Consider the following 26,725-nt stretch of genomic DNA (forward strand, 5'->3'; position numbering starts at 1 on the left):
CCGGACCCACCCCGCCTTCGACAGTTGGCCGCGATCTGTTGGAACCTGCTGCTGATGGTGGGTGCCGACCGTCGGTCGGCACGGGGCGGATCTGGTAGGTGTCGACCTTGGTCGACACGGTAGATCCACGCCATGCGCGGATAGACCTGAGGAGCCGAGTGGACTCTGCTTCCAGAGCGCACCGTCTCCGCAAGCGGAGCCCCCTTGTTGTTCAAGGGGGCGCGCCGACAGGCGGGGGGATAAGGTGGAATGCGGGCGGGGCCCACGATTTGCGCAGCAAATCGTGGGACGTAGCGCAGGTGGAGATTAAATCTCCACCTGCGCTCCGAGCTCCACCAACCGGTTGCCCGGAATCCGGAAGAACCCAGTCGCCGGGGCGGCGTTGCGATGCATCAGCGCGAACAGCTTGTCGCGCCAGATCGGCATGCCGCGGTTGGCGGTGGCGACGATGGTTTCGCGGCTGGCGAAGAAGGTGGTGTCCATCGGGTCGAAGTAGATGCCGCCGTGGTCGCACGAACGCATCAGCGCCAATGGTACGTCCGGAGTCTCCATGAAGCCGAAGCGCACGTAGACCCGGTAGAACTCGTCGCCCACCGATTCAATCTTGAGGCGCTGCCCCTCCGGCGCATACGGTACCGGCAGGGTCACCACGTGCAGGAACACGTTGCGCTCGTGCAGCACCTTGTTGTGCTTGAGGTTGTGCATCAACGCATGCGGGGCCACGGTCGGATCGGCGGTCAGGAACACGGCCGTGCCCGGTACGCGTACCGGCGGCGCCAGCATCAGGCCCGGCAGGAAGGTGTCGATGCGGATGCCGTCCTTGCGGATCTCGTCGCGCAGCAGTTCGCGGCCACGGCGCCAGGTGCGCATCATGGTGAACAGGAAGATGCCCAGCACCACCGGGAACCAGGCGCCCTGCAGCAGCTTGGCGCCGTTGGCGATGACAAAGCCCAGATCGATGATGAAGAACACCACGCACAGCGGCAGGATCCAGTTGCGTGCCTTGGGCCACAGCGAACGTGCGACCAGGGCCAGCAGCAGGGTATCGATCAGCATGGTGGCCGACACCGAGATGCCGTAGGCCACGGCCAGGTTGGACGAGCTGCGGAAGGCCAGCACCAGGCCGATCACCATCACCGCGATGCCCCAGTTGATGCCGGGGATGTAGATCTGGCCGATGGTGTCGTGCGAGGTGTGCTTGATGCGCATGCGCGGGATGTAGCCCAGCTGCATGGCCTGGCGCGAGACCGAGAACGCACCGGTGATCACCGACTGCGAGGCGATCACCGCAGCCATCGTGGCCAGGATGATCATCGGGTACAGCGCCCACGACGGCACCGCCTCGAAGAACGGGTTCTTCACCGCCTCGGGATGGTTGAGCACCAGCGCGCCCTGCCCCAGGTAGTTCAGCACCAGGCAGGGCAGCACGAAGAAGTACCAGGCGTGGCGGATCGGCTTGGCACCGAAGTGGCCCATGTCGGCATACAGCGCCTCGCCACCGGTCACCGCCAGCACCACCGCGCCGAGGATGAAGATGCTGTGCCAGCCGTGCTCCATGAAGAAGCGGATCGCCCACCACGGGTTGAACGCCTTCAGCACTTCCGGCGCGTCGACGATGTTGTAGATGCCGATCGCGGCCAGCGAAATGAACCAGATCGAGGTGATCGGGCCGAACAGCTTGCCGATCTTCGCGGTACCGAAGCGCTGCACCGCGAACACGGCCAGCAGCACCACCACGGTGATCGGCACGATGAAGGCGTGCAGCCCGGGCGCAGCGACCTCGAGGCCTTCGACCGCACCCAGCACCGATATCGCCGGGGTGATCACCCCATCGCCGAAGAACAGCGAGGCGCCGAAGATGCCGAGGATGCCGACCACATAGGCCGAACGCGACCCGTTGCGCAGCGTGCGCTGGGTCAGCGCCATCAGCGCCATGATGCCGCCTTCGCCGTCATTGTCGGCGCGCATGATGATGGTCACGTACTTCAGGGTGACCACGATGTTCAGCGCCCAGAACGCCAGCGACAGCACGCCCAGCACGGTGTCATGGTCGCTGTTGAGCCCGTAGTGCGGCGAGAACGCCTCCTTCAGGGTGTACAGCGGGCTGGTGCCGATATCGCCGAAGACCACGCCGATCGCACCGATGATCAGCGCCAGGCCTCCTGCTGGAGGGGCGTGACCGTGGCCGCCGGGGGCGGCTGCGTGCGGGGTTTGACTGCTGGACATGGGACTCCTGGCGAAGCTCAGGCGGTTCGTTGAGGGGAAGGAAAGCGGGTCAGCGCAACGCCGACTGCAGCGCCTTGCGGATCACGGTGGCCACTTCGTCACCTTCATTGAAGGCATCGCGGGCCATCCGCGCCGCTTCAGCCGGCTTGTAGCCCAGCTGCTGCAGGGCCACGGTGGCATCGGACAGCGGATCGGCCGGGGCCGGACCACTGCCGGTCGGCAGCGCGCCACCGGCACCGAACTGCGCCGCGCGGTCGCGCAGTTCCAGCACCATGCGCTCGGCGGTCTTCTTGCCGATGCCGGGGATGCGGGTCAGCGCCGTGATGTCGCCGGCCTGGACCATGCGGGCGAATTCTTCGACGGTGACGCCGGACAGTACGGCCAGCGCGATCTTCGCGCCGATGCCGCTGACCTTCTGCACGTCGCGGAACAGCCTGCGCTCGCCCTCGCGCAGGAAGCCGTACAGCGAGACGCTGTCTTCCTTCTGCGAGTAATGGGTGTACAGGGTGACCTCGCGGCCGAGTTCGGGCAGGTCGTAGAAGGTGCTCATCGGCGCCTCCAGCTCGTAGCCCACTCCGTTCACGTCCACCACCAGCCACGGCGGCGCCTTGTAGGCGACGATGCCGCGCAGTCGACCGATCATTGCGTGCAGCTCCTCATTTGCGGCCCCACGCCTGGCGGGCACTGAGCCCCAGGCGGTTGGCCGTTGCCCTTACGTGGGCATGGGTGATGGCCACCGCCAACGCGTCGGCCGCGTCGGCCTGCAGCTTGGTTTTCAGGTTGAGCATGAGCCCGACCATGTGTTGAACCTGTTGCTTTTCGGCGCCGCCACGGCCAACCACTGCCAGCTTGATCTCGCTGGCGGCATATTCGTGCACCGGCAGGTCGCGCAGCACCACGGCCGAAATCGCCGCGCCACGGGCCTGGCCCAGCTTCAGCGCCGAATCGGGGTTGCGTGCCATGAACACGCGTTCGATGGCCACTTCCTGTGGTTCGTACTCACGGCAGAGGTCGGCCAGGCCCAGTACCAGCAGCTTCATCCGCTGCGGGAAGTCATCGGCGCCCAGCAGCACCAGCGGTTGGTGATGCACATGGCTCACCCGGCCGGTGGCATCGACATCGATGATGCCGACCCCGGTCCGCTGCGAACCCGGGTCGATGCCAAGAATACGGGTCATGCGGCACACACGCGGCTGCCGAAGGTCCGGAACGGACGCTGGCAGCGGCAATGGCAGGAAACGGCTGGGGTCATCATGGTGCGCATTGTCCGCTCACCGGCCGCCAAAGGCGACCGGTGATGCGTCCGTTCAGGCGTACGCGTCCGCGCCGAGATCGGCGTTGGAGTACACATCCTGCACGTCGTCGAGGTCTTCCAGCATGTCCAGCAGCTTCTTGACCTGCAGGACGGTGTCGCCTTCGACCTTGATGTCGTTGTCGGCACGGAAGGTCAGTTCCGCATGATCCGGCGTGCGCCCGGCCGCTTCCATCGCTTCCTTGACCGCGTGGTAGCTGTCTGCGGCGGTGAGCACGTCGATCGCGCCATCTTCGGGATAGACCACGATATCGTCCGCACCGGCCTCGATGGCCGCTTCGGAAATGGCGTCCTCATCGGCACCTGCGGCGAAATGCAGCACGCCCACGCGCTTGAACATGAAGCTCACCGAGCCTTCGGTGCCCATGTTGCCGCCGCACTTGCTGAACGCATGGCGGACATCGGCCACGGTGCGCACGCGGTTGTCGGTCAGGCAGTCGACGATGACCGCCACGCCACCCGGGGCATAGCCCTCGTAGCGGATTTCCTCGTACTCGACGCCTTCCAGCTCGCCGGTGGCCTTCTTGATGGCCCGCTCGATCACATCCTTGGACATGTTCGCGGTCAGGCCCTTGTCCATCGCCACGCGCAGCCGCGGGTTGTTGTTGGGGTCGCCTCCACCGCCGCGCGCGGCAACGCCGATCTCACGGATGATCTTGGTGAAAATCTTGCCGCGCTTCGCGTCAGACGCGTTTTTGCGGTTTTCGATGGAGGGGCCTCTACCCATGGGTCTTTCCGTACGTGCGTTGATGGATAAGGCCGCGGATTCTACCTGATCGGGCCCGTTGACCGTGTCGAGGCCGGCCAGATGCCGCCGGGCATGGCCCGGCGAAGAGCGTGCGAACCAACGGTTCGCCCCCACCGATGGAGGTCGTTCGCACCCACCGACTTACGCGGCGGCGGCGTCGCGACCGTGCTGGAACTGACCGTGACGGAGGAAATGCGCGGTCTGCCGGGCCGCATCCGGCGACACCACCAGGCCGCTGTGGCTGGTACGCACCACGCAATGGTCGGCCAGCCCCGGCAGCCGGGTCTCGGCCAGCGCCACGGTACCGTCGGAGGCATCGTCAATGGCGCCGAGCAGGCTGCCCAGCCCGTGCGGGACCGAACCGGCGATCAGGCCGACCTCGGCTTTACCCTGCCAGTCCGGCAGGCCGTCCAGCAGCAGATCGCTGCTGCGGCCCAGGGCCAAGCCCCAGCCATGTTCGGACAACGAGCGCGCCGTGCCGCTGCCGCGCAGCGGCGACCCCAGGCAGACCACGCGCTGCACCGGCAACTGCGGATTGCGACGCAATGCCTCCAGCGCCAGCAGTCCGCCCAGGCTATGGCCCACCAGCGACAGCGGGCCGGCATCGGCCAGCCGCTCCAGCAACTGCGGCACGGCCACATCCGGGCCGCCGAACACCGAGGAGTAACCAAACGCATGCACCTGGAAGCCACGCGCACGCAGGCGCCAGGCCAGCGGCCCGACCCAGGCGCGGGCATTCCAGATGCCATGCAGCAGTAATACGGGGGGAGTCATGCAAACAGCCTGGCGGTCAGCGGGGCAGGAACGTACGGTGATTGGACACGCGCGCGCAGCAAGCGGCGGTGAACGTCAGGCCTCGCGCGGTGCGCGGCGCAGGATGAATTCAAGATCGTTCGTGTCGCCAACCGGGAACAGGTACTCGCCGACCTTCTCGAAACCATAACGGGCGTAGAAGCGCTGTGCACCGAAGTTTTCCGACCACACGCCCAGCCACAACGTACGCGGGCCCTCCTGTTCCAGCCAGGCCAGTGCGGTTTCCAGCAGCCGGCTGCCCCAGCCGCAGCTCTGCTGAGTCTTGATCAGGTACAGGCGCTTGAGTTCGCCGTCACCAGGTTTCACCTCGGGATGCGGCAGGCCACAGGGGCCGGCGGCGGCATGGCCGACCGCCTCCCCATCCAGTTCCAGCAGCCACACCGCGTAATCGGGGTGGGCCAGGATCGTGCGCTGGCGCTCGACCGTATAGGACTCCTCCAGGAACGCCTGCAGGTCCTGTGGCGGATAAAGATGTCCGAAGGTTTCGGTGAACGTGCGGGCGGCCAGCGCCGACAGGGTCGGCGCGTCGTCCACGGTAGCGCGGCGGATCGAATACATGGGTCGAGTTGACGTCAGGACAACGGTTCGGGTCAAGCCCGTTCTGCCGGTGCCTTCTCGTCTTCTTCCTCTTCCTCTTCGTATTCCTCGTCGTCCTCTTCTTCCTCGCCGTCTTCCTCTTCTTCGCCTTCCTCGTCCTCGTCGTACTCTTCCTCTTCGTCGTCCTCGTAATCCTCGACGCCGAAGTCCTCACCATCCCAACGGCCTTCGCCGTCGGCGACGAAGGTCAGGGCCATCGCCGCCGGGTTGGTACCGACACGGACCAGCCAACCACCGAACACACGTGCACGCTCGGTGACCAGGGTGGCCTCGGAGCCTTCATTGCCCAGCTTTTCCCACTCCAGCGAAAACGCAAACTCGGTCATTGCCTGGATCTCCTGATCAGTTGGTCTTGGGGCGAACCTGGATGTGTACTTCGGCCAGCTGCACGTCGACGATCGGCGACGGCGCGTCGGTCATCAGATCCTGTGCACCGGTGGTCTTGGGGAACGGGATGACGTCGCGGATCGACTCGGTGCCAGCCATCAGCGCAGCAATGCGATCGATGCCGAAGGCGATGCCACCGTGTGGCGGCGCGCCAAAGTTCAGCGCGTCGAGCAGGAAGCCGAACTTGGCGCGGGCCTCTTCGGCGCCGATGCCCAGCAGTTCAAACACCGCGCTCTGCATGTCCGGACGGTGGATACGGATCGAGCCGCCGCCGATTTCATTGCCGTTGAGCACCATATCGTAGCCGCGCGAAACGGCGGTACGGGCATTGGCACGCAGGTCGGCGATGTCGTCCACCGCCGGTGCGGTGAAGGGGTGATGCAGGGCGACGTAGCGCTGCGCTTCGTCGTCCCATTCGAACATCGGGAAGTCGGTGACCCACAGCGGGGCCCAGCCATCGGCGACCAGGCCGAAGTCCTTGCCGGCCTTCAGGCGCAGCGCGCCCATGAAGTCGGAGACCTTGTTGTAGCCGCCTGCACCGAAGAACACGATGTCGCCGTTGCCGGCACCGACGTGCGCGACCAGGGCGGCGAAGGATTCCTCGCTGAAGAACTTCTGGATCGGCGAGCTGACTTCGCCGTTGTCGGCGATCTTGATGTAGGCCAGGCCCTTGGCGCCGTACTTGGCGGCATGCGCGGCATACTCGTCGATCTGCTTGCGGCTGAGCGACGCACCGCCCGGAATGCGCAGCGCGGCCACGCGGCCGTCGGCATCGTTGGCCGGGCCGGTGAACACCGGGAACTCACTGTTCCTGACCAGCTCGGCCACGTCCACCAGCTCCAGCGCGATGCGCAGGTCCGGCTTGTCCGAACCGTAGCGACGCATCGCCTCGGCCCAGGTCATGCGCGGGAAGCTTGCATCCAGTTCGACGTTGACCACTTCCTTGAAGATGTCGCGGATCATGTCCTCGACGAAATCCTGCACGTCACGCTCGCGGACGAAGGCGAACTCCATGTCCAGCTGGGTGAACTCCAGCTGGCGGTCGGCACGCAGCGCTTCGTCGCGGAAGCAGCGCGCGATCTGGTAGTAGCGGTCGAAGCCGGCCACCATCAGGATCTGCTTGAACAGCTGCGGGCTCTGCGGCAGGGCGTAGAACTCGCCCGGGTGCATGCGCGCCGGCACCAGGAAGTCACGCGCGCCTTCCGGGGTGGCCTTGGTCAGGATCGGGGTCTCGATGTCCTGGAAGCCCTTCTCATCCAGGTGGCGGCGCAGGGCCTGCACCAGCTTGATGCGGGTGCGCTGCATGCGCTGCATTTCCGGACGGCGCAGGTCCAGGTAACGGTACTTCAGGCGGGTTTCTTCGCCCGGGTTCTCGTGGGCGTGGAACGGCAGCGGCGCGGCCTTGTTCAGCACGGTGATGGCAGTGGCGATCACTTCCACCTTGCCGGTACGCATCTTGTCGTTGACCGCGTGGCGAGCGCGCACGACGCCTTCCACCTGCAGCACGTCCTCGTAGCCCAGCGACGCGGCCACGGCGAACACTTCGGCGTTGTCGACCTCCACCGTCACCTGCACGATGCCTTCATGATCTCGAAGATCGATGAAGCAGACGCCGCCCTGGTTACGGGCCACGTCGGTCCAGCCGGCGAGGGTGACAGTCTGGCCAATCAGGGTCTCATCGACCAGGCCGCAGAAGTGGGTACGCATGGGGGGAAGCTCCGCTGGAGAACGCCGGCGCCCGATGGAGGCCGGAAAGCCTCGTATTCTGCGGCCGAGGCCCCGGCCGGGGCAAATCCTGCCAGTCACACCGGCTTGATCGCCCCTCTCCCTATAGTCGGGCACCTGCCACCGTATGGGATGCCGCCATGAAACCGCTGTCCCTGGCCAGCCTGGCCGTGAGCCTCACCCTGGGTGCACTGGGCACCCTTGCCCTGCCCGCCCCTTCCGCGCATGCGCAGAGCGGCGTGGTCCGCTGCGAAAGCCAAAACAACCGCGAACGGGTCTGCAACACCGGTTGGCGCGGAGCGCAGCTGGTCCGCCAGCTGTCCGGCTCGGACTGTGATGAAGGACGAACCTGGGGCAGCCGTAACGGCAGCATCTGGGTCACCAACGGCTGCCGCGCCGAATTCGTCGAGGCCCGCGGCGGCTGGGGCGGCGGCAACGGCGGTGGCTGGGGGGGCGGCAACGGCCGCCCGGGCGAAACGATCCGCTGCGAAAGCCAGAACAACCGCGAGCGCAGCTGCCAGGTCGGCTGGCGCAATGCCCGCATGGTCCGCCAACTGTCCGGCAGCCCCTGCGATGAAGGCCGCACCTGGGGCGTGCGCAATGGCTCGATCTGGGTCAGCGGCGGCTGCCGTGCGGAGTTCGCCGAGGCCCGCGGCTGGGGCGGCGGTGGCGGCGGCTGGGGTGGCGGCGGTGATCGCAACTACTCGGTTACCTGCAGCAGCAACAACAACCGCTCGCAGACCTGCGACTGGGATGAGCGCCAGGGCCGGCCGGTGCTGCAGCAGCAACTGTCCGGCAGCGCCTGCCAGGAAGGCCGCAGCTGGGGTTACTCGCGTGGCCAGGTGTGGGTAAGCAACGGTTGCCGGGCCCGATTCGGCACGCGTTGAGTGCAGGGTCGGATCCCTGGCCGACGGCCAGGGCGCTGACCCTTGGATTCAGCATCGGGGTCGGGGCCCTCCGCAGGAGGGATCCGACCCCTGGGTCACGGCGGGGCTGCCTTCTCGTCGCCCCACGGCGCTGGCGGCAGGTCCACCGGCTTGCTCAGATCGAACTGAACGCGGAAGCGACGGCCATCGGGTCGGGTCAGTTCGTAGACGAAGGTCTGGTCGGGATCGATCTCCATCGCCCAGGTGTTGTGGGTCGACGCCAGCATGTCGGCGCGGCGGAACATCGCCACCGAATCCGTATCGGCCGGGAACTGCTGGCGCTCGGCGGTCCCCGGCGGCGTGCTGTCGCCGCCATACAGCGTGATCGCATCGGGGCTGCCGTCTGCATGGCGATGATCGTGCTTCAGGCGCAGGCCGGTCGCGGTACGGGTCAGCACCCAGGTACGCGAGTGGTCATCGCCGACATGGAACGGGATACGCAGCTCATGCGCCGGGTCGGCACAACCACGAACGTGCATGACCAGGCGCTGGCCAGCGAACGGGTCCTTGCCAGTGGGTGCCGGGGTGTCCTCCACCACCTTGCCCGCGTAGGCCTGGCCGCAATGTGCGGCCACGGCGGCCATGAAGGCGTCGGCCGGTGCGGTCGCCAGATCATGGGCGACCGTGTCGGAGCGCTGCGTACACGCAGCGAGGCTGAGCAGGAGGGCGGATGCGGTGACGGCGGCGGGCAGTTTCATGCCCCAACCCTAACGGCCATGGCCGGTGGGCGCAAACCGCGCACGCTCCCCGATCAACGTTCAGCCGTCTGCGCCACCGGCAGCGTTTCAGTGGCGGCCACCGGTGCCGCCTCGCCCTCGCCCGCCGGCTCCTGTTCAACCGGATCGACATCGAACGGGGTGCGGAACACCAGCGACGGCAGCAGCGTGGTCAGTGCCGCATACAGCAGCAGCGCACCGAACAACACCGCCGGAATCTGGAAACGCTCGCGCATGATCGCCGCCAGCACCAGGGTGAAGATCAACGTCGGGGCCAGCGCCAGCGAAACCCGCAGGCTGCTGCGGAAGCTTTCGCCGAACATCACCCGGCGCTGCAGCCAGACCACGCCGATGCGCAACGGCAGCACCACCAGGGTGATCACGATACCCAGCCCCAGTGCCTCGAAGCTCAGCGCTTCGCTGGGCACCTTGGTGCCGGCATTGAAAAAGTAGAACGGCACGAAGAACGAGGCGAACAGGCGCAGCGCGTGCAGGTTCTCGTGCGAGGCCAGCAGCGGCATGCGCTGGTGCAGCAGGCGCGCGACCAGGCCGGCGATGAACGCGCCGACCAGGTAGTACACGCCCAGCAGGTAGGTGATATAGGCCGCGACCATGCCCACCATCACCAGCAGCGAGAACTCCGAGCCCGGCGCGTGCGGTGCCACCCAGCGCCCCAACGCAATGAACAGCAGCGGCAGGCCGATCATCATCGCCAGCAGGGCCAGGCTGGACAGCGCCATATGACCCGGATCGCCGGCCTGCAGCACGATGAACAACGCCGCCAGTGCCAGCAGTTCACCGGCAATGGCCTTGCTGGTGACCCAGAACCGCTCGTCCTCGCTCAGGCCCAGCCGCGACAGCGAATCCATGATGAAACCGGTGGAGGGGGTCAGCAGCGCCAGCGCCAGCAGGCCGGCGGCCTGCCACGGCAGCCCCGCGTAGCGCCAGGCCAGCCAGCCCACCCCGAACAGGGTCGCACTGCGGATCACCAGGTGCGCCAGCAACGGCCACATGCCGCGGCGCAGTGCCTGCAGGTCCACTTCCAGGCCAGCAAACAGGAACAACGAGGAAATGCCCAGCGTGGCCAGCAGGCCGATCACTGCGTCGTGCGCCTGGTCGCCCAGCCAGAGCATGCCGATGATGCCGAACAGCAGGCAGGTCAGCGGCGCCGGCAGGCTGAAACGCTGCAGCGCGCGCGGGATCACCAGCAACGCGAAGATCAGCAGCAGGTAGATCAGCTCATGGCTCATGGGGGACATCCATGTAGTTCGAAGGCGCGCAGGATGCGCGCGCCCGACCGATCCGGCAAGCGACTTTTGAATGACCCCGGTTACCTCAACCGATCAGGCGATCGGCGATCCGCCCCACCTGCGCCAGCACCGTGGCACGTTGTTCATAACTGATTGCACCCGCCTGCAGATAGGCGGTCAGCACCCACGGTGCGCCGCCGGCTACCGGCCACAGCACGGCGATATCGTTGCGCGCGTCTTCGCCATTGCTGCCGGTCTTGTCGCCGACCCGCCAGCGCTTGCCCAGGCCCGCGCGCAGGCAGGCATCGCCGGTTTCGTTGTCGATCAGCCAGTCGGCCAGCTGCTGCCGCGAGCCCGGTTGCAGCACTTCGCCCAGCACCACCCGTTGCAGGGTCGCGGCCATCGCCGCGGGCGTGGTGGTATCGCGCGGGTCACCCTTGGCAAAGCTGTTCAGCTCAGGCTCGAGCCGGTCGCTGCGGCTGAGCGCATCGCCACTGGCGCGCAGGAAGGCGGTCACCGCGGGCGGGCCACCGACCACGCCGAACAGCAGATTGGCGGCGGTGTTGTCGCTGGTGATCAGCGTCGCCCGGCACAGGTCACGCACGGTCATGTCCTTGCCGGCGTGGCGACGGGTGACCGGCGCATGCGAGAGCAGGTCGGCATCGCGCACCGGGACGCGCGTGTCCAGCAGCGCGGGAGTGCGCTCAGCCTGGCTGAGCACGGTGGCGGCCAGCACGCTTTTGAAAGTGCTGCACATCGGGAAACGCTCGTCCTGGCGATGGCCGATGCGGCGGCCGCTGGCGGTATCTAGCAGGGTTACGCCAAGGCGTCCCGCACAGGCCTTTTCCAGCGTCGCGAAGTCGGTGGCCGCGGTGATCGCAGCTTCGGCCGGCGCGTTGGCGGTGGTCTTGCCCGTCGCGCGTGCCAGCAACGGAAGAGCAAGCGAGGAAGCCACGGCAGCACCACTGAACTGCAGGAATCGGCGACGGGCGAGCATGCGGGGTTCTCCTGGGGGGACCGTTCGATTATTGAAGCCTCGCACGCAGGCGACCAGCGCGAAAAATCAGCGGAAGACATTAGCTTAATTCATGCCTGTCGCAATCAACCCATTAATTCTCCTGGAATTTGCATTGAGCAGGTAGGATCAGCCATCACCCTGACTCACGACTCCCCCGATGCTGCACCCGACCCTGCCGCTGAACGCCCTGCGTGCCTTCGAGGCGGCCGCACGCCACCAGAACTTCACCCGCGCCGCGCTGGAACTGTGCGTCAGCCAGGCCGCACTCAGCCACCAGATCCGCGGGCTGGAAGACCGCCTCGGCATCCGCCTGTTCCATCGCCTGCCGCGTGGCGTGGCGCTCACCGACGAGGGCGCGGCGCTGTATCCGGTGCTCAATGAATCGTTCGAGCGCATCTCGGCCAGCATCGCGCGCTACACCGGCGGCCCGGCGCGCGAGGTGCTGACCCTGGGCGTGGTCGGTACCTTCGCTACCGGCTGGCTGCTGCCACGGGTGGCCGCATTCGAGGCCGCGCATCCGGATATCGAGCTGCGCCTGCAGACCCACAACAACCGCATCGACCTGGCCGGCGAAGGCCTGGATCTGGCGATCCGTTTCGGCAACGGCGACTGGCAGGGCCAGGCCTGCACGGCGATCCTCGATGCGCCGTTCGCACCCCTGTGCGCGCCGGCATTGGCGCGGCGGCTGAAGCAGCCACGCGACCTGGGCACGCTGCCGCTGCTGCGCTCCTACCGCAGCGACGAATGGCCGCGTTGGCTGCAGGCCGCCGGGATCAGTGGCCTGGAAGCACGCGGGCCGGTATTCGATTCGTCGTTGACCGTGGCGATGGCCGCAGTCGGTGGCGCTGGCGTGGCACTGCTGCCCTTGCGCATGTTCGAGCAGGAACTGGCTGAAGGCCGGTTGCTGCAGCCATTCGGCACCACGCTGGATCTTGGCCGCTACTGGCTGACCCGGCTGCGCTCACGTACCGAACGCGAGCCAGCGAAGCGGTTCCGCGAATGGCTGCAGGCGCAAGGCACATAACAAAAAGGGGACGGAGGGGATTAAGTCGTTTGTGACACAAACGACTTAATCCCCTCCGTCCCCTTTTCTGCGTGATCAGGACTCCAGCAGCTCCATCCACGCCGCTTCGGCCTTCTCCAGCTGCGCGGCGGTGGTTTCGCGGTCGCGGCCGATCACCGCCATGCGGGTGGCATCGGCGTAGTTGGCCGGGTCAGCCAGCTGGCGGTCCAGCTCGGCCAGGACGCCTTCCAGCTCGGCCACCTTGGATTCGGCCGCGGCCAGCTTGTGCGGATTCACCGGCTTCTTCTGCACCACCTGCGCCACCGGCGCGGTCTTGACCACCACCGGCTCTTCCACCTGCTCCATGCGCGCCTTGGTGCCCTGCGCCTGCGGACGAGTGCGCAGCCATGCGGCGTAGGCGTCAAGGTCGCCGTCGAACGGCTCGACCACGCCATCGGCCACGCGCCAGTAGGTATCGCAGACCAGGCCGATCAGATGGCGGTCATGCGAGACCATCACGATCGCGCCTTCGAAGGTGGCCAGTGCCTCAGCCAGCGCCTCGCGCATTTCCAGGTCAAGATGGTTGGTCGGTTCGTCCAGCAGCAGCACGTTCGGCTGCTGCCAGGCGATCAGCGCCAGCGCCAGGCGCGCGCGCTCGCCGCCGGAGAAACCATCGACCGGCTCGAACGCACGGTCGCCCGGGAAGTTCCACTTGCCGAGGAAATCGCGGAACGACTGGTTCGGTGCGTCCGGGGCGATCTCGCGGAAATGCTCCATCGGCGACTGGCCTTCGTGCAGCGACTCCACCGTGTGCTGGGCGAAGTAGCCGATTTTCAGGTCAGGGTGCGCCATGCGCTCGCCGACGATTGGTGCCAGCTCGCCCACCAGGGTCTTCACCAGGGTGGTCTTACCGGCGCCGTTCGGGCCGAGCAGGCCGATGCGCTGGCCCGCTTCCAGGCCGAAGCCGACGTTGTGCAGGATCACCGCGTCCTTGCCGTAGCCAGCCTCGACGTGGTTCAGGCGGATCAGCGAGAACGGCAGCTTGGCCGGCGGCGCGAACTCGATGCGGAACTCGCGTTCGGCGCGTACCGCCTCGGTGCCAGCCAGCTTGGCCAGGCGCTTCATGCGGCTCTGCGCCTGCGCGGCCTTGCTGGCCTGCGCCTTGAAGCGGTCAATGAAGCTTTGCAGATGGGCGCGCTCGGCCTGTTCCTTGTCGTGCGCGATCTGCTGCTGGCGCAGCTGTTCGGCGCGCTGGCGCTCGAAGTCGGTGTAGCCGCCCGGGTAGAGCTTGGCGCCACCACCGTGCAGGTGCAGGGTGTGGGTGGCCACGTTGTCGAGGAACTCGCGGTCATGCGAGATCAGCAGCAGCGTGCCCGGGTACTTCAGCAGCCACTGTTCCAGCCAGTACACCGCGTCCAGATCCAGGTGGTTGGTCGGTTCGTCCAGCAGCAGCAGGTCGCTGGGCATCATCAGCGCGCGGGCCAGGTTCAGGCGCACGCGCCAGCCGCCGGAGAACGAGGACACCGCGCGGTGATGGGTCTCGGCCGGGAAACCGAGGCCGTGCAGCAGCTTGCCGGCGCGCGCTTCGGCGTCGTAGGCATTGAGCTCGGCCATTCTGGTGTGTGCCTCGGCCACGGCCTCCCAGTCCTCGCGGGCGGTGGCATCGGCCTCGGCGGCCAGCACGGCAGCCACTTCGGTATCACCGCCCAGCACGAAGCTCAGCGCCGGGTCCGGCAGCGATGGGGTTTCCTGGGCAACGCTGGCGATGCGCACCTTGCCGGGCAGATCGACGTCGCCCTTGTCCGCCTCCAGCTCACCCTTCACTGCCGCGAACAGGCTGGACTTGCCGGCACCGTTGCGGCCGACCACACCCACCCGGTAACCGGCATGCAGGGTCAGGTCGACATTGGACAACAGCAGCCGCTCGCCGCGGCGCAAGGCGAAATTACGAAGGGAAATCATCGGGGGAGGGGTCCATATAACCGAATGGAATGTGCTGGTGAGCACTGTTCCTGCGACGCAATTCTAACGTTAACGAATACTTGACGGGCCCCGGGATGCGCAGCGGCCGACGTTCCTCTCTCCCACGTTCTCGCCGCGCGCCTCCCGGGTCCCCTCCCCCGTCAGTGCCGATCCGGGCTAAATGGTTGCTGCTGCAACGTTTTTTCTGATGACCGGCATTTGACAGGCGCTGAATATCCCGTTAATTCCTGTATTGCGCACCGCAACAACCGCCGTCCGCCTCACCCCCGTGATGTCGATTCCGGTGCCGCCCCCGCCAACCGGAGCCCCATCCCGATGACCCGCAAGACCAGCCTGATCGCCGCCGCCGTCGCTGTCGCACTCGGTGGTTCTCCGTTCGTTGCCGCTGCCCAGCAGGCCGGCACCGCCGCCAACACCCTGGACACGGTGATCGTCACCGGTACCCGCGTGGCCGACCGCACGGTGGCCGAGTCACAGTCACCGATCGACATCATCACCCCCGAAGCCCTGCAGTCCACCGGCACCAGCGAGCTGGCCACCGCACTGTCGCGCGCCCTGCCCTCGCTGAACTTCCCCCGCCCTGCCCTGACCGATGGCACCAGCGGCGTGCGCCCGGCGCAGCTGCGCGGCCTGTCGCCGGACCAGGTACTGGTGCTGGTCGACGGCAAGCGCCGCCACACCTCGGCGATGATCAACGTCAACGGCAGCATCGGCCGTGGCTCGTCGGCCGTGGACATCAATGCGATCCCGATCGCTGCGATCGAGCGCGTGGAAGTGCTGCGCGACGGTGCGTCGGCGCAGTACGGCTCTGACGCCATCGCCGGCGTCATCAACATCGTGCTCAAGGGCAGCGGCAGTGGTGGCAGCCTGGCGGTGGACTACGGCCAGTACTCGGCCGGCGACGGCAACAAGTACCAGCTCTCCGGCGATACCGGCGTCGAGTTCGGCAACGGCCGTGGCCGCGTGCACGTCGCCGGCCAGATCAGCCAGCAGGACGAGAGCAACCGCGCCGGCCCGTACCGTGGCACCACGCCGAACACCGGCAACTTCCCCAGCATCGGCCAGACCACCTTCATCGTCGGCGACCCGCGCGTGGACGCCACCGCCGCCTCGGTCAACGCCAGCTTCGATTTCAGCGACCACGTGACCGGCTACGCCAGCGCGCTGCTCAGCAACCGCGACATCACCTCGTTCGCGTTCTACCGCTCGCGCAACCACAACAGCCAGGGCGCACTGCTGGCGCAGACCTACCCGGACGGCTTCGTGCCGGAGATCAACCAGTATTCCAAGGACCGCTCGCTGGTGGCCGGGGTCAAGGGCAACACCGACAGCGGCTGGACCTGGGACCTGAGCCTGAACCACGGCGAGAACACCCTCGACTTCCACACCCGCAACAGCATCAACTACAGCCTGGGTGCGACCAGCCCGCGCTCGTTCTACGACGGCACGCTGAAGTACCAGCAGGACATCTTCAATGCCGACCTGACCAAGTCGCTGGACTGGGGCCTGGCCTACCCGGTCACGCTGTCCTTCGGCGGTGAGTACCGCAAGGAAAAGTGGGACCAGAAGCCGGGCGAGCTGAACTCGTACACCGGCAGCGGCGCGCAGGGCTTCGGCGGCTTCACCCCGACCAATGAAGTGCATGCCGACCGCCACAACTACGCGGTCTATGCAGGTCTGGAAGCGGACCTGACCGAGAAATTCTCGGCCGGCGTCACCGGCCGCTACGAGGACTACTCGGACTTCGGCGACCGCTTCTCCGGCAAGCTGTCGGCGCGTTATGCGTTCACCGACAAGGTCGCGCTGCGTGCCACCGCCTCCAGTGGCTTCCGTGCACCGTCGCTGGCCCAGCAGGGCTACCAGGCGGTGACCAGCCAGTTCACCAACGGCGTGTTCGTCGAACGCGGCACGTTCCCCACCACCAGCCAGGCCGCGCAGGCGCTGGGCGCTTCGCCGCTGAAGGCCGAGACCTCCACCTCCTACAGCGTGGGCCTGGTGCTGCAGCCGGTCGACCGCCTGTACATCACCGTCGATGCCTACCAGATCGACATCGATGACCGTATCGCACTGTCCTCCAGCATCACCACCAATGCGGCAACCAGCGCGCTGCTGGGCACCCTGGGCCTGCCGCAGGTGACCGCGTTCTCGTACTTCACCAATGGCCTGGATACGCGTACCCGTGGCGTCGACTTCGTCTCCAGCTACACCGTGCCGTTCAGCGCCAGCAGCCTGGAACTGACCGCCGCCTACAGCTACAACGACACCGAAGTGCGCCGCGTTGGAGGCACCCCGGCGGTGTTCGGCACGCTGGGCCTGAACCAGTCGCTGATCGGCCGCGATGAAATCGGCCGCATCGAGGACAGCTTCCCGCGCGACAAGGCGATCCTGAGCGGCACCTGGCGTTCGGATCACTGGGAACTGGGTCTGGCGGCGACCCGTTACGGCAAGTTCACCGTGCGCAACTCGGCCACCGCGCTGCGAGACCAGACCTACGGCGACGCCTGGGTGGTGGATGCCTCGGCCAGCTACAAGCCGAGCAGCAACTGGACCCTGACCGTGGGCGCCGACAACCTGCTGGACAAGTACCCGGACCGCACCGAAGACCTGCAGAACTCGACCTTCGGCATGCTGCCGTACAGCAACTACTCGCCGTTCGGCTTCAACGGCGCGTACGTGTACGGCCGGGTCAAGTACACCTGGTAAGTGGTAGTGCCGGCCCCTGGCCGGCAACTCCGTGGCGGGGTCAGATCCCTTTTCCTGCGGGAAAAGGGATCTGACCCCATTCGCATTTAAGGTTTGCCGTATCTGGCGTCATCGGTGAAAATCGGGATACCCCCGTTTTTCTGCGAGAGCCGATGCACCATGACACCGACCTGATCAACATCGTTGCCGTTGGCCTGGGGCTCGCCTTCATCTTTGGCGCGCTGGCCAACAAGCTGCGTTTGTCTCCGCTGGTCGGTTACCTGGTTGCTGGCATCTGTGTAGGTCCGTTCACCCCCGGCTTCGTCGCCGACCAGGCGCTGGCCAACCAGCTGGCCGAACTGGGGGTGATGCTGCTGATGTTCGGCGTCGGCCTGCACTTCTCGCTGAAGGACCTGATGGCGGTCAAGGCCATCGCCATTCCCGGTGCGATCGGCCAGATCCTGGTCGCCACCCTGCTCGGCTGGGGCCTGGCAGCCTTGATGGGTTGGCCGGTCATCCACGGCATCGTGTTCGGTTTCGCGCTGGCCACCGCCAGTACCGTGGTGCTGCTGCGGGCGATGGAAGAGCGGCGCCTGCTGGAAACCCAGCGCGGCAAGATCGCGGTCGGCTGGCTGATCGTGGAAGACCTGGCCTGTGTGCTGGCGCTGGTGATGATGCCGGTGATGGCCGGCGTGTTCGGTCCCGATGCGGCCAACGAGCAGCACACCCTCGGCAGCGTGCTCGCAAGCATCGGCTGGACCTTCGTGCAGCTGGGCCTGTTCGTGGCGGTGATGCTGGTGGTCGGCCGCCGGGTCATTCCATGGATCCTCGAACGCATTGCCGGTACCGGTTCGCGCGAGCTGTTCACACTGTCGGTGCTGGCGATCGCGCTGGGCGTGGCGTTCGGGTCGGCGATGCTGTTCGGCGTGTCCTTTGCGCTGGGCGCATTCTTTGCCGGCATGCTGCTCAACGAATCCGAACTGAGCCACAAGGCGGCCAGCGATTCGCTGCCGCTGCGCGATGCGTTCGCGGTGCTGTTCTTCGTCTCGGTGGGCATGCTGTTCAATCCCAGCATCCTGATCGAGCACCCGTGGCAGGTGCTGGCCACCGCCGCGATCATCATGTTCGGCAAGTCCGCCGCCGCGTTCTTCATCGTGCGAGCGTTCGGCCATCCCACCGGTACCGCACTGACCATCTCCGCCAGCCTGGCGCAGATCGGTGAGTTCGCCTTCATCATCGCCGGCCTCGGCGTGACCCTGAAGATCCTGCCACCCACCGGGCAGGCTCTGGTGCTGGCCGGCGCGCTGATCTCGATCATGCTCAACCCGCTGGTGTTCGGCCTGCTCGACCGCTGGCTGCTGAAGCACCAGGAAACCACGCCGGCCGCGGTGGAAACCGAGTTGCCACCTGGGCCGTCGCTGGACCTGCACGACCACGCCATCGTCATCGGCTACGGTCGGGTCGGCAGTGCGCTGGCGCAGGTTCTGCGCGACCGTGGCGTGCCGGTGATGATCATCGACGACAACAAGGAGCATGTCGCCGAAGCGCATGCGGCGGGACTGCCCGGCATCCGCGGCAGTGCGGCCTCGGACAAGGTGCTGGCCGAAGCCCATCCCGAGCGCGCCAAAATCGCCGTGCTGGCAATCCCACAGCCGTTGGAAGCCGGCGAGACCCTGGCCAAACTGCGTGCCCTGAACCCGAATCTGACCCTGCTGGCGCGAGCACACAGCGATGCCGAGGTGAAGCACCTGCTGGAGCATGGTGCCGACGGGACGGTGATGGCCGAGCGCGAGCTGGCCTATTCGCTGGCCGAGATGGTGATGGCCACGCCGCCGTATCGCAACCTGGGCCAGCACAGCATTCCGGTGGTGTGAGGGTTCTGCGGCAGGGCGGCGCCCTGCACCCGCAGAGGCGACAGCAAAAGCCAGAGCAACAACAAAAGCGGGCTTCCTGCGGCTGTTGGTAGGTGTCGACCTTGGTCGACACGGCGTCGCATGGGGTCAGATCCGTTTCCCGCAGGAAAACGGATCTGACCCCGGAAACAAAAAATCCCCGGTCGACCCGCATCGACCGGGGATCTGGATCGCCACGTTGCCATTGCCTTGGAGAGGCAGTTCCACCGTAGCGCATTGCACGGCCGATGGTGATCGCCTGTGGCGATGACGACCAAGCGCGTGGCTATCAGGCGCCAGCCAAAGCCTGCTCCAGGTCGGCACGCAGGTCGCCGATGTGCTCGATGCCGATCGACAGCCGCACGGTGTCTTCGCTGACACCGGCCTTGGCCAACTCGACGGCGTCCAGCTGGCGGTGGGTGGTCGAGGCCGGGTGGGTAGCCAACGACTTCGCATCACCCAGATTGACCAGCCGGGTGAACAGTTTCAGGGCATCGAGGAAACGTGCACCTGCCTCGCGCCCGCCAGGCAGGCCGAAGGTCAGTACGCCCGAGCCGTGCCCACCCAGATAGCGCTGTGCGGCGGCATGCTCGGGGTCGTCAGCCAGCCCGGCGTAGCGCACCCAAGCCACCTTTGCGTGCGCCTGCAGGAACTGTGCGACCGCCAGCGCGTTGGCGTTGATGCGCTCCATGCGCAGGGCCAGGGTTTCGATGCCCTGCAGGATCAGGAACGCATTGAACGGCGACAGCGCCGCGCCGGTATTGCGCAGCGGCACCACCCGCGCGCGGCCGATGTAGGCGGCCGGTCCGAGTGCTTCGGTATAGACCACGCCGTGGTAACTCGGGTCGGGCTGGTTGAGGCGGGCGAAGCGCTTGGGCTGAGCGGCCCAGTCAAAACGCCCCGAGTCGATGATCGCACCGCCCAGGCTGGTGCCGTGGCCGCCCAGGTACTTGGTCAGCGAATGCACCACGATGTCGGCGCCATGCTCGAACGGGCGCAGCAGGAATGGCGTGGCCACGGTGTTGTCGACGATCAGCGGCACGCCGGCGGCATGGGCGACCTCGGCGATGGCGGCGATGTCGGTGACGTTGCCGCGAGGATTGCCGATCGACTCGACGAACACCGCCTTGGTGCGTTCATCGATCAGCGCGGCGAACGCGGATGGATCGGCCGGATCGGCGAAGCGGGTCTGGATGCCGTACTGCGGCAACGTATGCGCCAGCAGATTAAGGCTACCGCCATACAGCGCGCTGGAGGCGACGATGTTGTCGCCGGCCTCGGCGATGGTCTGGATGGCGTAGGTGATCGCGGCCTGCCCCGAAGCCAGCGCCAGCGCACCGATGCCCCCTTCCAGCGCCGCCACGCGCTGCTCCAGCACATCGGTGGTGGGATTCATGATGCGCGTGTAGATGTTGCCGGCCACTTTCAGGTCGAACAGGTCGGCACCATGCTGGGTGTCATCGAAGGCGTATGCCACGGTCTGGTAGATCGGCACCGCCACCGCGCGGGTGGTCGGATCGGGACGATAGCCGCCATGCACGGCCAGGGTTTCCAGTTGCCACTGCGGGTCGCTCATTGCGCCAGGCTCCATCCGGGGAAACGGCCACGATAGGCCAGCCGGCAGAGACCGCTGAGAGCCACTGGCGATAACGCCCGTACCGGTGGTTATCAGGTTGGCCGCGATTCAGGCAGCCGTCATGGGCCGTTGCTAGGCTTCGCCGCCGGGCGCTCCTGCCCGGGCACGGAGGCCCAAGCGCATGCAGTCATCCCCCTGGACACCCGCCGCCAACGGCTCGCCGACCCCAGTGCTGCTGGTGGAGGATGACCGCCGCCTGGCCGAACTGGTCAGCGACTACCTGCACGAACATGGCTTCGCCGTGCAGCACGTCGCCCGCGGCGACCTGGCCGGCTCCGCTTGCCGCCAGCACGCCCCGGAGCTGGTGGTGCTGGACCTGATGCTGCCGGGCCTCGGCGGCATCGACGTGTGCCGGCAGATCCGCAGCTTCTCCGACGTGCCGATCCTGATGCTGACCGCCTGCGAGGACGACATCGAGCAGGTGCTCGGCCTGGAGTCCGGCGCCGACGACTATGTGCACAAGCCGGTCGAACCGCGCCTGCTGCTGGCCCGCCTGCGCGCCCTGCTGCGCCGCCGGCACGGCAGCGGCAGCACCGGTTCGCCTTGCCGGCTGATGCATGGCGGACTGCTGATCGATCGCATGCAGCGCGACGTTCACCTGCACGGCCTGGCAGTGGAGCTGGGTACCACCGAATTCGAGATCCTGTGGCTGCTGGCCAGCCAGCCGGGGCAGATCCTCTCGCGCGACCAGATCCTGCAGGCGGTGCGCGGCATCGGCTTCGATGGGCTGGACCGCAGCGTCGACGTCAGCATCGGCAAGCTGCGCCGCAAGCTGGGCGATGACGCGCGCGAACCGCGCCGGATCAAGACCGTGTGGGGCCGGGGCTACCAGTTCAACCCCTCGGCCTGGTCGGCGTGAAGCGCCTGTTCCTGTGGCTGTGGTTCGTCACCGGTGCCTGTTTCCTGGTCTCGGTGTTCTTCCTCAACCACATCCTGGATGGCATCTACACGCCCGTCCAGGACCGCGTGTTCGTTCAGCAGGTGCGCGGGCAGGTGTACGCTCTGCGCAGTGGCCTGACCGGCCTGGATGCAGAACAGCAGCGTGAGCGCCTGCAGCAGTGGCAGCCGCACTACGGCATCGCCCTGACCCTGCTCGACAGGCCTCCCGCGCTCAACCCGCAGGAACAGGCGGCGGCGCGGGCCGACGGCTTCATCGTGCGCGACCTCTACCAGCAGGTACTGCTGCCCATCGACGGCGTGGACGGCCGCTGGCTGCACCTGCGCCTGCCCGGTGCGGTGTCGATGACAACGTATATGACCATCGCTGCCTACCTCGGCATCCTGCTGCTGGTCGGCGCCAGCCTGTATGCCTGGGTACGCCTGCTCTGGCGCGACCTGGAGGCACTGCGCATGCATGCCGATCGCATCGGTGCCGGCGACCTGCAGGCGCGCGCGCAGGTGTCGCCACGCTCGCAGATCCGGGTCATTGTCGATCATTCCAACCGCATGGCCGCGCGCGTGGCTGAGCTTGTGCAGCGCCAGCGTGACCTCACGCATGCCATCTCGCATGAACTGCGCACGCCGATCGCACGCGTGGCCTTCGGCCTGGACCTGATGCGGGACAGCAACGACCCGGCACGACGCGCGCGCTTGGCGCAGGGGCTTCACGGTGACCTGGCCGAGCTCAACGGACTGGTCAGCGAACTGCTGGCCTACGAGCGCCTGGAACATCCCAACGAAGCCGAGCCCCTGCAGCGCATCGAAGCCAATGACTGGTTGCAGGCCTGCCTGGCCGATGCGCGCCGCGATGCCGAACGCGCCGGCCTGGTACTGCGCGTGCAACCCAGCGCACTGCCGCGGGTGGACGCAGAACCACGCCTGCTGCAGCTGGCACTGAGCAACCTGGTCGGCAACGCGCTGCGCCATGCGCGCTCGCAGGTGGAGGTTTCTCTTGTCGGCGTCGGCGGTCGCGCCTGCCTGCGCGTGGATGACGACGGCCCAGGCATCGCCGAAGCCGACCGCGAGAAAGCAATCCGCCCGTTCACCCGCCTGGACGACAGCCGCAGTCGCGATACCGGTGGCTTCGGACTGGGCCTGGCCATCGTCAGCCGCATCGCGGCACGCCATGGCGGGGAACTGCACATCAGCCGCGCCACGCTGGGCGGCGCACGCTTCGAAATGCACTGGCCGCTGGCTGCCAGCTGAACGCCCACGGGCGCGATTACAATTGATTACAACTCCCGCACAACTGCGGAGGGAACGGCCGCTGGCGTATCGCCACGCTAGCGACCCTGCAGCACTCGCCGGATGCGCGTGCTGCATTCCTCCCTTCGTCGAGAGTGCCCATGTCCCTGCGTCACCGTACCCCCACCCTGCTCTGCCTCGCCCTGCTGCCGTTGTTCGCCGCGCCGATCGCCCACGCCAAGGATGACCACTGGACCTTCGAAGTCGCCGCCGGTGCCGGTGCGACACCGCGCTACAGCGGCAGCAAGGAGTACCAGGCGTCGCCCATGCTGTCCTTCGATGCCATGTCACCCGGTGGCTGGTTTCTGGGCACCAGTGGCCTCGGCTGGGGTACGGCCATCGGCGAACACACCCACCTGCGTGCCTACATCGGTGCCAGCGGCAGCCGCCGCGACAAGGACTCCGCGCTCGGCGGTTCGGACTTCCTGCGCGGCATGGGTGATATCCGTACCCGTCCCCTGGTCGGCCTCTCGGCTGGTTATACGCTGGGCGAAGCCGTGCTGAGCGGCAGCTGGCAGTTCACCCGCAAGGATGAAGACAAGGGTGACAACGGCCTGGCCACCCAGCAGATGCAGCTGAGCCTGTCGATGCCGCTGTTCGATTTTGCCGGTGGTGTGGTCAGTGGCAGTGTCGCCACCGAGTACGGCAATCGCGGCTACATGCAGACCTGGTACGGCGTGAGTCCGGAACAGGCAGCGCGCACCGGATTTGCCCAGCACAAGCCGAAAGCAGGCCTGGTCAGTGCCGGGCTTGGCCTGAAGTGGAGCCACCGCGTGGGCCGCAATGGCAACTGGTACATCTCGGCGGAAGGCACGCGCCTGCTCGGCGATGCGGCCGACAGCCCGATCGTGCAGAAGCCGAATCAGTTCGGCTTGATGAGCGGATACACGCACCGCTTCTGAGGGGACGCCGGGTGTGACCCGGTGCTACACGCAGGAAACGGGGCGCTGCGACCAGGCAGCGCCCCGTGTGAATCACGCCTTGGCGAACACCAGGTGGCCGCCGTCGTTGCCGACTTCGATGGTATCGCCGTTGACGAAGGCGCCGGACAGGATCTTCTGCGCCAGCGGGTTCTCCAGCTGCGCCTGGATCGCACGCTTCAACGGACGTGCGCCGTACACCGGATCGAAGCCGACGTTGCCGAGCAGATCGAACGCCGCATCGGACACCACCAGCTTCAGCCCACGCTCGGCCAGCCGCTTCTCCAGGCCACGCATCTGGATGCGCGCGATCTGCTTGATCTGCTGCTTGTCCAGCGGGTGGAACACCACGATGTCGTCCAGGCGGTTGATGAACTCCGGACGGAAGTGCGCCTGCACCACGCCCATCACCGCCGCCTTCATCTGCATGTAGGCCTCCGGGCTGTCATCACTGCTCATGTCCTGGATCTGGTGCGAGCCCAGGTTGGAGGTCATCACGATGACGGTGTTGCGGAAGTCCACAGTGCGGCCCTGGCCATCGGTCAGGCGGCCATCGTCCAGCACCTGCAGCAGGATGTTGAACACATCCGGATGCGCCTTCTCCACTTCGTCCAGCAGGATCAGCGAGTACGGACGGCGACGCACCGCCTCGGTCAGGTAGCCACCCTCTTCGTAACCGACGTAGCCCGGGGGCGCACCGATCAGGCGGGCGACGCTGTGCTTCTCCATGAACTCGCTCATGTCGATGCGGATCATCGCGTCGGCACTGTCGAACAGGAACTCGGCCAGCGACTTGCACAGCTCGGTCTTGCCAACGCCGGTCGGGCCGAGGAACAGGAACGAACCGGCCGGACGATTCGGATCGGACAGGCCCGCACGCGAGCGGCGCACGGCGTCGGAGACGACCTTGATCGCTTCCTCCTGGCCGACCACGCGGTTGTGCAGCACCTCTTCCATCCGCAGCAGCTTGTCGCGCTCGCCTTCGAGCATCTTGTTGACCGGAATGCCGGTCCAGCGCGAGACAACCTCGGCGATCTCCTCATCGGTGACCCGGTCCTGCACCAGCTTGAAGTCCTTGTGCTCGGCTTCCTGCGCGGCGGCCAACTGCTTTTCCAGCTGCGGCAGCAGGCCGTACTGGATCTCGCTCATCTTGGCGAAATCCTGGCGGCGCTGCGCGGATTCCAGCTCCAGCTTGGCCTGCTCGACCTGCTCCTTGATCTTGGTTGCACCCTGCAGCGCGGCCTTCTCCGACTTCCAGATTTCATTGAGGTCGGAGAACTCGCGCTCCAATCCATCGATGTCGTTTTCCAGATCGGCCAGGCGCTGCCGCGAGGCCTCGTCCTTTTCCTTCTTCAGCATCTCGCGCTGGATCTTCAGCTGGATCACCCGGCGTTCCAGGCGGTCCAGTTCCTCTGGCTTGGAGTCGATCTCCATGCGCAGGCGCGAAGCAGCCTCGTCCATCAGGTCGATGGCCTTGTCCGGCAGCTGGCGGTCGGTGATGTAGCGGTTGGACAGGGTCGCCGCCGCCACGATGGCCGGATCGGTGATTTCCACGCCGTGGTGCACCGCGTACTTTTCCTTCAGCCCGCGCAGGATCGCGATGGTGTCCTCCACCGACGGCTCGCCCACGAACACCTTCTGGAAACGACGCTCCAGCGCGGCATCCTTTTCGATGTACTTGCGATACTCGTCCAGCGTGGTAGCGCCTACACAGTGCAGCTCGCCGCGTGCGAGCGCAGGCTTCAGCATGTTCCCGGCATCCATCGCACCGTCGGCCTTGCCGGCGCCGACCATGGTGTGCAGCTCGTCGATGAACAGGATGATCTGCCCTTCGCTCTTGGCCAGATCGTTGAGCACGCCCTTCAGGCGCTCCTCGAACTCACCGCGGAACTTGGCACCGGCAATCAGCGCGCCCATGTCCAGCGACAGCACGCGCTTGCCGCGCAGGCCTTCGGGCACTTCGTCGTTGATGATGCGCTGGGCCAGGCCTTCCACGATGGCGGTCTTGCCCACGCCGGGTTCGCCGATCAGCACCGGGTTGTTCTTGGTCCGGCGCTGCAGCACCTGGATGGTGCGACGGATTTCTTCATCGCGGCCGATCACCGGATCGAGCTTGCCGCTCTCGGCACGTGCGGTCAGATCAATGGTGTACTTCTCCAGCGCCTGCCGCTGTTCTTCAGCATTTTCCGACTGCACGTTCTCGCCGCCACGCAGCTTGTCGATGGCGGCCTGCAGGCGGGTCTTGTCGGCACCGGCGGCGCGCAGCGCCATGCCCAGCGTGCCGCTGTCGTCCAGCGCGGCCAGCACGAACCACTCGCTGGCAATGAAGGCATCGCCGTTCTGCTGGGCCAGCTTGTCGGTCTGGTTGAGCAGGCGCCCCAGGTCATTGCCCATCGAAACGTTGCCGGCCTGGCCGGACACCTTGGGCAGCGCATCCAGCGCCTCGGTCAGGCGCTCGCGCAGTACCGGCACGTTCACCCCGGCCTGGGCCAGCAGCGGGCGCGTGCTGCCGCCCTGCTGGTCAAGCAGCGCGCTGAACAGGTGAACCGGTTCGATGATGCTGTTGTCGCGGCCCACGGCCAGCGACTGTGCGTCTGCCAGCGCCTGCTGGAAACGCGAGGTGAGCTTGTCCATCCGCATTGCGAATCCTCATCGGTCATCAGGGCCGGCCTGCGCCGGCGATGCTGGAAAGATGCGGTTGCCCCAC

21 protein-coding genes are annotated in these 26,725 nt (G+C 66.6%); 7 read left to right on the plus strand and 14 right to left on the minus strand.

What is annotated here, in order from left to right; all coding sequences use genetic code 11:
* Window positions 1-306: 306 nt before the first annotated feature.
* The 8 genes from V9K93_RS15290 to aspS form a co-directional block, all read right to left on the minus strand.
* Window positions 307-2,226, minus strand: a complete 1,920-nt coding sequence (locus V9K93_RS15290) for a potassium transporter Kup (protein WP_136639861.1) — start codon at window positions 2,224-2,226, stop codon at window positions 307-309.
* 49 nt (window positions 2,227-2,275) lie between these two features.
* Window positions 2,276-2,869, minus strand: a complete 594-nt coding sequence (ruvA, locus tag V9K93_RS15295) for a Holliday junction branch migration protein RuvA (protein WP_005410756.1) — start codon at window positions 2,867-2,869, stop codon at window positions 2,276-2,278.
* A gap of 13 nt (window positions 2,870-2,882) precedes the next feature.
* Window positions 2,883-3,404: a crossover junction endodeoxyribonuclease RuvC gene (ruvC, locus tag V9K93_RS15300; protein ID WP_006386268.1), complete on the minus strand. Its 522-nt coding sequence runs from the start codon at window positions 3,402-3,404 to the stop codon at window positions 2,883-2,885.
* Between the two features lie 129 nt (window positions 3,405-3,533).
* Window positions 3,534-4,265 (minus strand): YebC/PmpR family DNA-binding transcriptional regulator, encoded by a 732-nt coding sequence (locus V9K93_RS15305; protein WP_006386270.1) that lies wholly within the window; start codon window positions 4,263-4,265, stop codon window positions 3,534-3,536.
* 162 nt (window positions 4,266-4,427) lie between these two features.
* Entirely contained in the window at window positions 4,428-5,060 is a 633-nt protein-coding gene (locus V9K93_RS15310) for an esterase/lipase family protein (protein WP_012511900.1), read from the minus strand.
* A 75-nt stretch (window positions 5,061-5,135) separates the two neighbouring features.
* Entirely contained in the window at window positions 5,136-5,657 is a 522-nt protein-coding gene (locus V9K93_RS15315) for a GNAT family N-acetyltransferase (RefSeq protein WP_136639860.1), read from the minus strand.
* Between the two features lie 32 nt (window positions 5,658-5,689).
* Window positions 5,690-6,022: a DNA primase gene (locus tag V9K93_RS15320; RefSeq protein WP_253078802.1), complete on the minus strand. Its 333-nt coding sequence runs from the start codon at window positions 6,020-6,022 to the stop codon at window positions 5,690-5,692.
* 16 nt (window positions 6,023-6,038) lie between these two features.
* Window positions 6,039-7,790: an aspartate--tRNA ligase gene (aspS, locus tag V9K93_RS15325; protein WP_136639858.1), complete on the minus strand. Its 1,752-nt coding sequence runs from the start codon at window positions 7,788-7,790 to the stop codon at window positions 6,039-6,041.
* A 158-nt stretch (window positions 7,791-7,948) separates the two neighbouring features.
* Between aspS and V9K93_RS15330 the strand changes: the two genes are divergently transcribed.
* On the plus strand, window positions 7,949-8,695 hold the full coding sequence (locus tag V9K93_RS15330) for a DUF3011 domain-containing protein (RefSeq protein WP_337302823.1): 747 nt from the start codon (window positions 7,949-7,951) through the stop codon (window positions 8,693-8,695).
* A 95-nt stretch (window positions 8,696-8,790) separates the two neighbouring features.
* Here V9K93_RS15330 and V9K93_RS15335 read toward each other — a convergent pair whose 3' ends face one another.
* The 3 genes from V9K93_RS15335 to blaL2 form a co-directional block, all read right to left on the minus strand.
* Entirely contained in the window at window positions 8,791-9,432 is a 642-nt protein-coding gene (locus V9K93_RS15335) for a hypothetical protein (protein ID WP_337302824.1), read from the minus strand.
* Window positions 9,433-9,485: 53 nt separating this feature from the next.
* Window positions 9,486-10,700 (minus strand): cation:proton antiporter, encoded by a 1,215-nt coding sequence (locus tag V9K93_RS15340; RefSeq protein ID WP_012511906.1) that lies wholly within the window; start codon window positions 10,698-10,700, stop codon window positions 9,486-9,488.
* Between the two features lie 85 nt (window positions 10,701-10,785).
* Window positions 10,786-11,697 (minus strand): L2 family extended-spectrum class A beta-lactamase, encoded by a 912-nt coding sequence (gene blaL2 / locus V9K93_RS15345; protein WP_136639824.1) that lies wholly within the window; start codon window positions 11,695-11,697, stop codon window positions 10,786-10,788.
* Between the two features lie 178 nt (window positions 11,698-11,875).
* On the opposite strand from blaL2, the gene ampR reads away from it, so the two are divergent.
* Complete coding sequence (gene ampR, locus V9K93_RS15350; RefSeq protein ID WP_337302825.1) at window positions 11,876-12,742, plus strand: LysR family transcriptional regulator AmpR; 867 nt, start codon at window positions 11,876-11,878, stop codon at window positions 12,740-12,742.
* Window positions 12,743-12,817: 75 nt separating this feature from the next.
* Here the strand turns inward: ampR and V9K93_RS15355 are convergent, their stop codons facing one another.
* Entirely contained in the window at window positions 12,818-14,683 is a 1,866-nt protein-coding gene (locus V9K93_RS15355) for an ABC-F family ATP-binding cassette domain-containing protein (RefSeq protein ID WP_295380452.1), read from the minus strand.
* A gap of 336 nt (window positions 14,684-15,019) precedes the next feature.
* On the opposite strand from V9K93_RS15355, the gene V9K93_RS15360 reads away from it, so the two are divergent.
* Window positions 15,020-17,407 carry a TonB-dependent receptor plug domain-containing protein gene (locus V9K93_RS15360; protein ID WP_337302826.1) on the plus strand — a complete coding sequence of 796 codons (2,388 nt, stop codon included), beginning with the start codon at window positions 15,020-15,022 and terminating at the stop codon, window positions 17,405-17,407.
* 152 nt (window positions 17,408-17,559) lie between these two features.
* Complete coding sequence (ybaL, locus tag V9K93_RS15365) at window positions 17,560-19,260, plus strand: YbaL family putative K(+) efflux transporter (protein WP_006386675.1); 1,701 nt, start codon at window positions 17,560-17,562, stop codon at window positions 19,258-19,260.
* Window positions 19,261-19,567: 307 nt separating this feature from the next.
* Here ybaL and V9K93_RS15370 read toward each other — a convergent pair whose 3' ends face one another.
* Complete coding sequence (locus V9K93_RS15370; RefSeq protein ID WP_046984073.1) at window positions 19,568-20,854, minus strand: O-acetylhomoserine aminocarboxypropyltransferase/cysteine synthase family protein; 1,287 nt, start codon at window positions 20,852-20,854, stop codon at window positions 19,568-19,570.
* A gap of 181 nt (window positions 20,855-21,035) precedes the next feature.
* On the opposite strand from V9K93_RS15370, the gene V9K93_RS15375 reads away from it, so the two are divergent.
* From V9K93_RS15375 to V9K93_RS15385, 3 genes are all read left to right on the plus strand, one after another.
* Complete coding sequence (locus V9K93_RS15375) at window positions 21,036-21,773, plus strand: winged helix-turn-helix domain-containing protein (RefSeq protein ID WP_046984072.1); 738 nt, start codon at window positions 21,036-21,038, stop codon at window positions 21,771-21,773.
* Window positions 21,770-23,059: an ATP-binding protein gene (locus V9K93_RS15380; protein ID WP_337302827.1), complete on the plus strand. Its 1,290-nt coding sequence runs from the start codon at window positions 21,770-21,772 to the stop codon at window positions 23,057-23,059. Before V9K93_RS15375 ends, V9K93_RS15380 begins: the two co-directional genes overlap by 4 nt.
* 140 nt (window positions 23,060-23,199) lie before the next feature.
* The gene (locus V9K93_RS15385) at window positions 23,200-24,000 is read left to right on the plus strand and encodes a MipA/OmpV family protein (RefSeq protein WP_253078793.1); all 801 of its coding nucleotides are present in this window, start codon (window positions 23,200-23,202) and stop codon (window positions 23,998-24,000) included.
* Window positions 24,001-24,072: 72 nt separating this feature from the next.
* Here the strand turns inward: V9K93_RS15385 and clpB are convergent, their stop codons facing one another.
* Window positions 24,073-26,658 carry an ATP-dependent chaperone ClpB gene (gene clpB / locus V9K93_RS15390; RefSeq protein ID WP_337302828.1) on the minus strand — a complete coding sequence of 862 codons (2,586 nt, stop codon included), beginning with the start codon at window positions 26,656-26,658 and terminating at the stop codon, window positions 24,073-24,075.
* Between the last annotated feature and the right edge of the window lie 67 nt (window positions 26,659-26,725).

It is taken from the genome of Stenotrophomonas sp. CCNWLW162 (assembly GCF_037203745.1).
In the GTDB taxonomy this organism is placed as follows: Bacteria; Pseudomonadota; Gammaproteobacteria; order Xanthomonadales; family Xanthomonadaceae; genus Stenotrophomonas; species Stenotrophomonas maltophilia_AQ.

Coding starts and splice junctions, on each gene's coding strand:
- V9K93_RS15290 (WP_136639861.1), bottom strand. CDS start 2,226: ATGTCCAGCAGTCAAACCCCGCACGCAGCCGCCCCCGGCGGCCACGGT.
- ruvA (WP_005410756.1), bottom strand. CDS start 2,869: ATGATCGGTCGACTGCGCGGCATCGTCGCCTACAAGGCGCCGCCGTGG.
- ruvC (WP_006386268.1), bottom strand. CDS start 3,404: ATGACCCGTATTCTTGGCATCGACCCGGGTTCGCAGCGGACCGGGGTC.
- V9K93_RS15305 (WP_006386270.1), bottom strand. CDS start 4,265: ATGGGTAGAGGCCCCTCCATCGAAAACCGCAAAAACGCGTCTGACGCG.
- V9K93_RS15310 (WP_012511900.1), bottom strand. CDS start 5,060: ATGACTCCCCCCGTATTACTGCTGCATGGCATCTGGAATGCCCGCGCC.
- V9K93_RS15315 (WP_136639860.1), bottom strand. CDS start 5,657: ATGTATTCGATCCGCCGCGCTACCGTGGACGACGCGCCGACCCTGTCG.
- V9K93_RS15320 (WP_253078802.1), bottom strand. CDS start 6,022: ATGACCGAGTTTGCGTTTTCGCTGGAGTGGGAAAAGCTGGGCAATGAA.
- aspS (WP_136639858.1), bottom strand. CDS start 7,790: ATGCGTACCCACTTCTGCGGCCTGGTCGATGAGACCCTGATTGGCCAG.
- V9K93_RS15330 (WP_337302823.1), top strand. CDS start 7,949: ATGAAACCGCTGTCCCTGGCCAGCCTGGCCGTGAGCCTCACCCTGGGT.
- V9K93_RS15335 (WP_337302824.1), bottom strand. CDS start 9,432: ATGAAACTGCCCGCCGCCGTCACCGCATCCGCCCTCCTGCTCAGCCTC.
- V9K93_RS15340 (WP_012511906.1), bottom strand. CDS start 10,700: ATGAGCCATGAGCTGATCTACCTGCTGCTGATCTTCGCGTTGCTGGTG.
- blaL2 (WP_136639824.1), bottom strand. CDS start 11,697: ATGCTCGCCCGTCGCCGATTCCTGCAGTTCAGTGGTGCTGCCGTGGCT.
- ampR (WP_337302825.1), top strand. CDS start 11,876: ATGCTGCACCCGACCCTGCCGCTGAACGCCCTGCGTGCCTTCGAGGCG.
- V9K93_RS15355 (WP_295380452.1), bottom strand. CDS start 14,683: ATGATTTCCCTTCGTAATTTCGCCTTGCGCCGCGGCGAGCGGCTGCTG.
- V9K93_RS15360 (WP_337302826.1), top strand. CDS start 15,020: ATGACCCGCAAGACCAGCCTGATCGCCGCCGCCGTCGCTGTCGCACTC.
- ybaL (WP_006386675.1), top strand. CDS start 17,560: ATGCACCATGACACCGACCTGATCAACATCGTTGCCGTTGGCCTGGGG.
- V9K93_RS15370 (WP_046984073.1), bottom strand. CDS start 20,854: ATGAGCGACCCGCAGTGGCAACTGGAAACCCTGGCCGTGCATGGCGGC.
- V9K93_RS15375 (WP_046984072.1), top strand. CDS start 21,036: ATGCAGTCATCCCCCTGGACACCCGCCGCCAACGGCTCGCCGACCCCA.
- V9K93_RS15385 (WP_253078793.1), top strand. CDS start 23,200: ATGTCCCTGCGTCACCGTACCCCCACCCTGCTCTGCCTCGCCCTGCTG.
- clpB (WP_337302828.1), bottom strand. CDS start 26,658: ATGCGGATGGACAAGCTCACCTCGCGTTTCCAGCAGGCGCTGGCAGAC.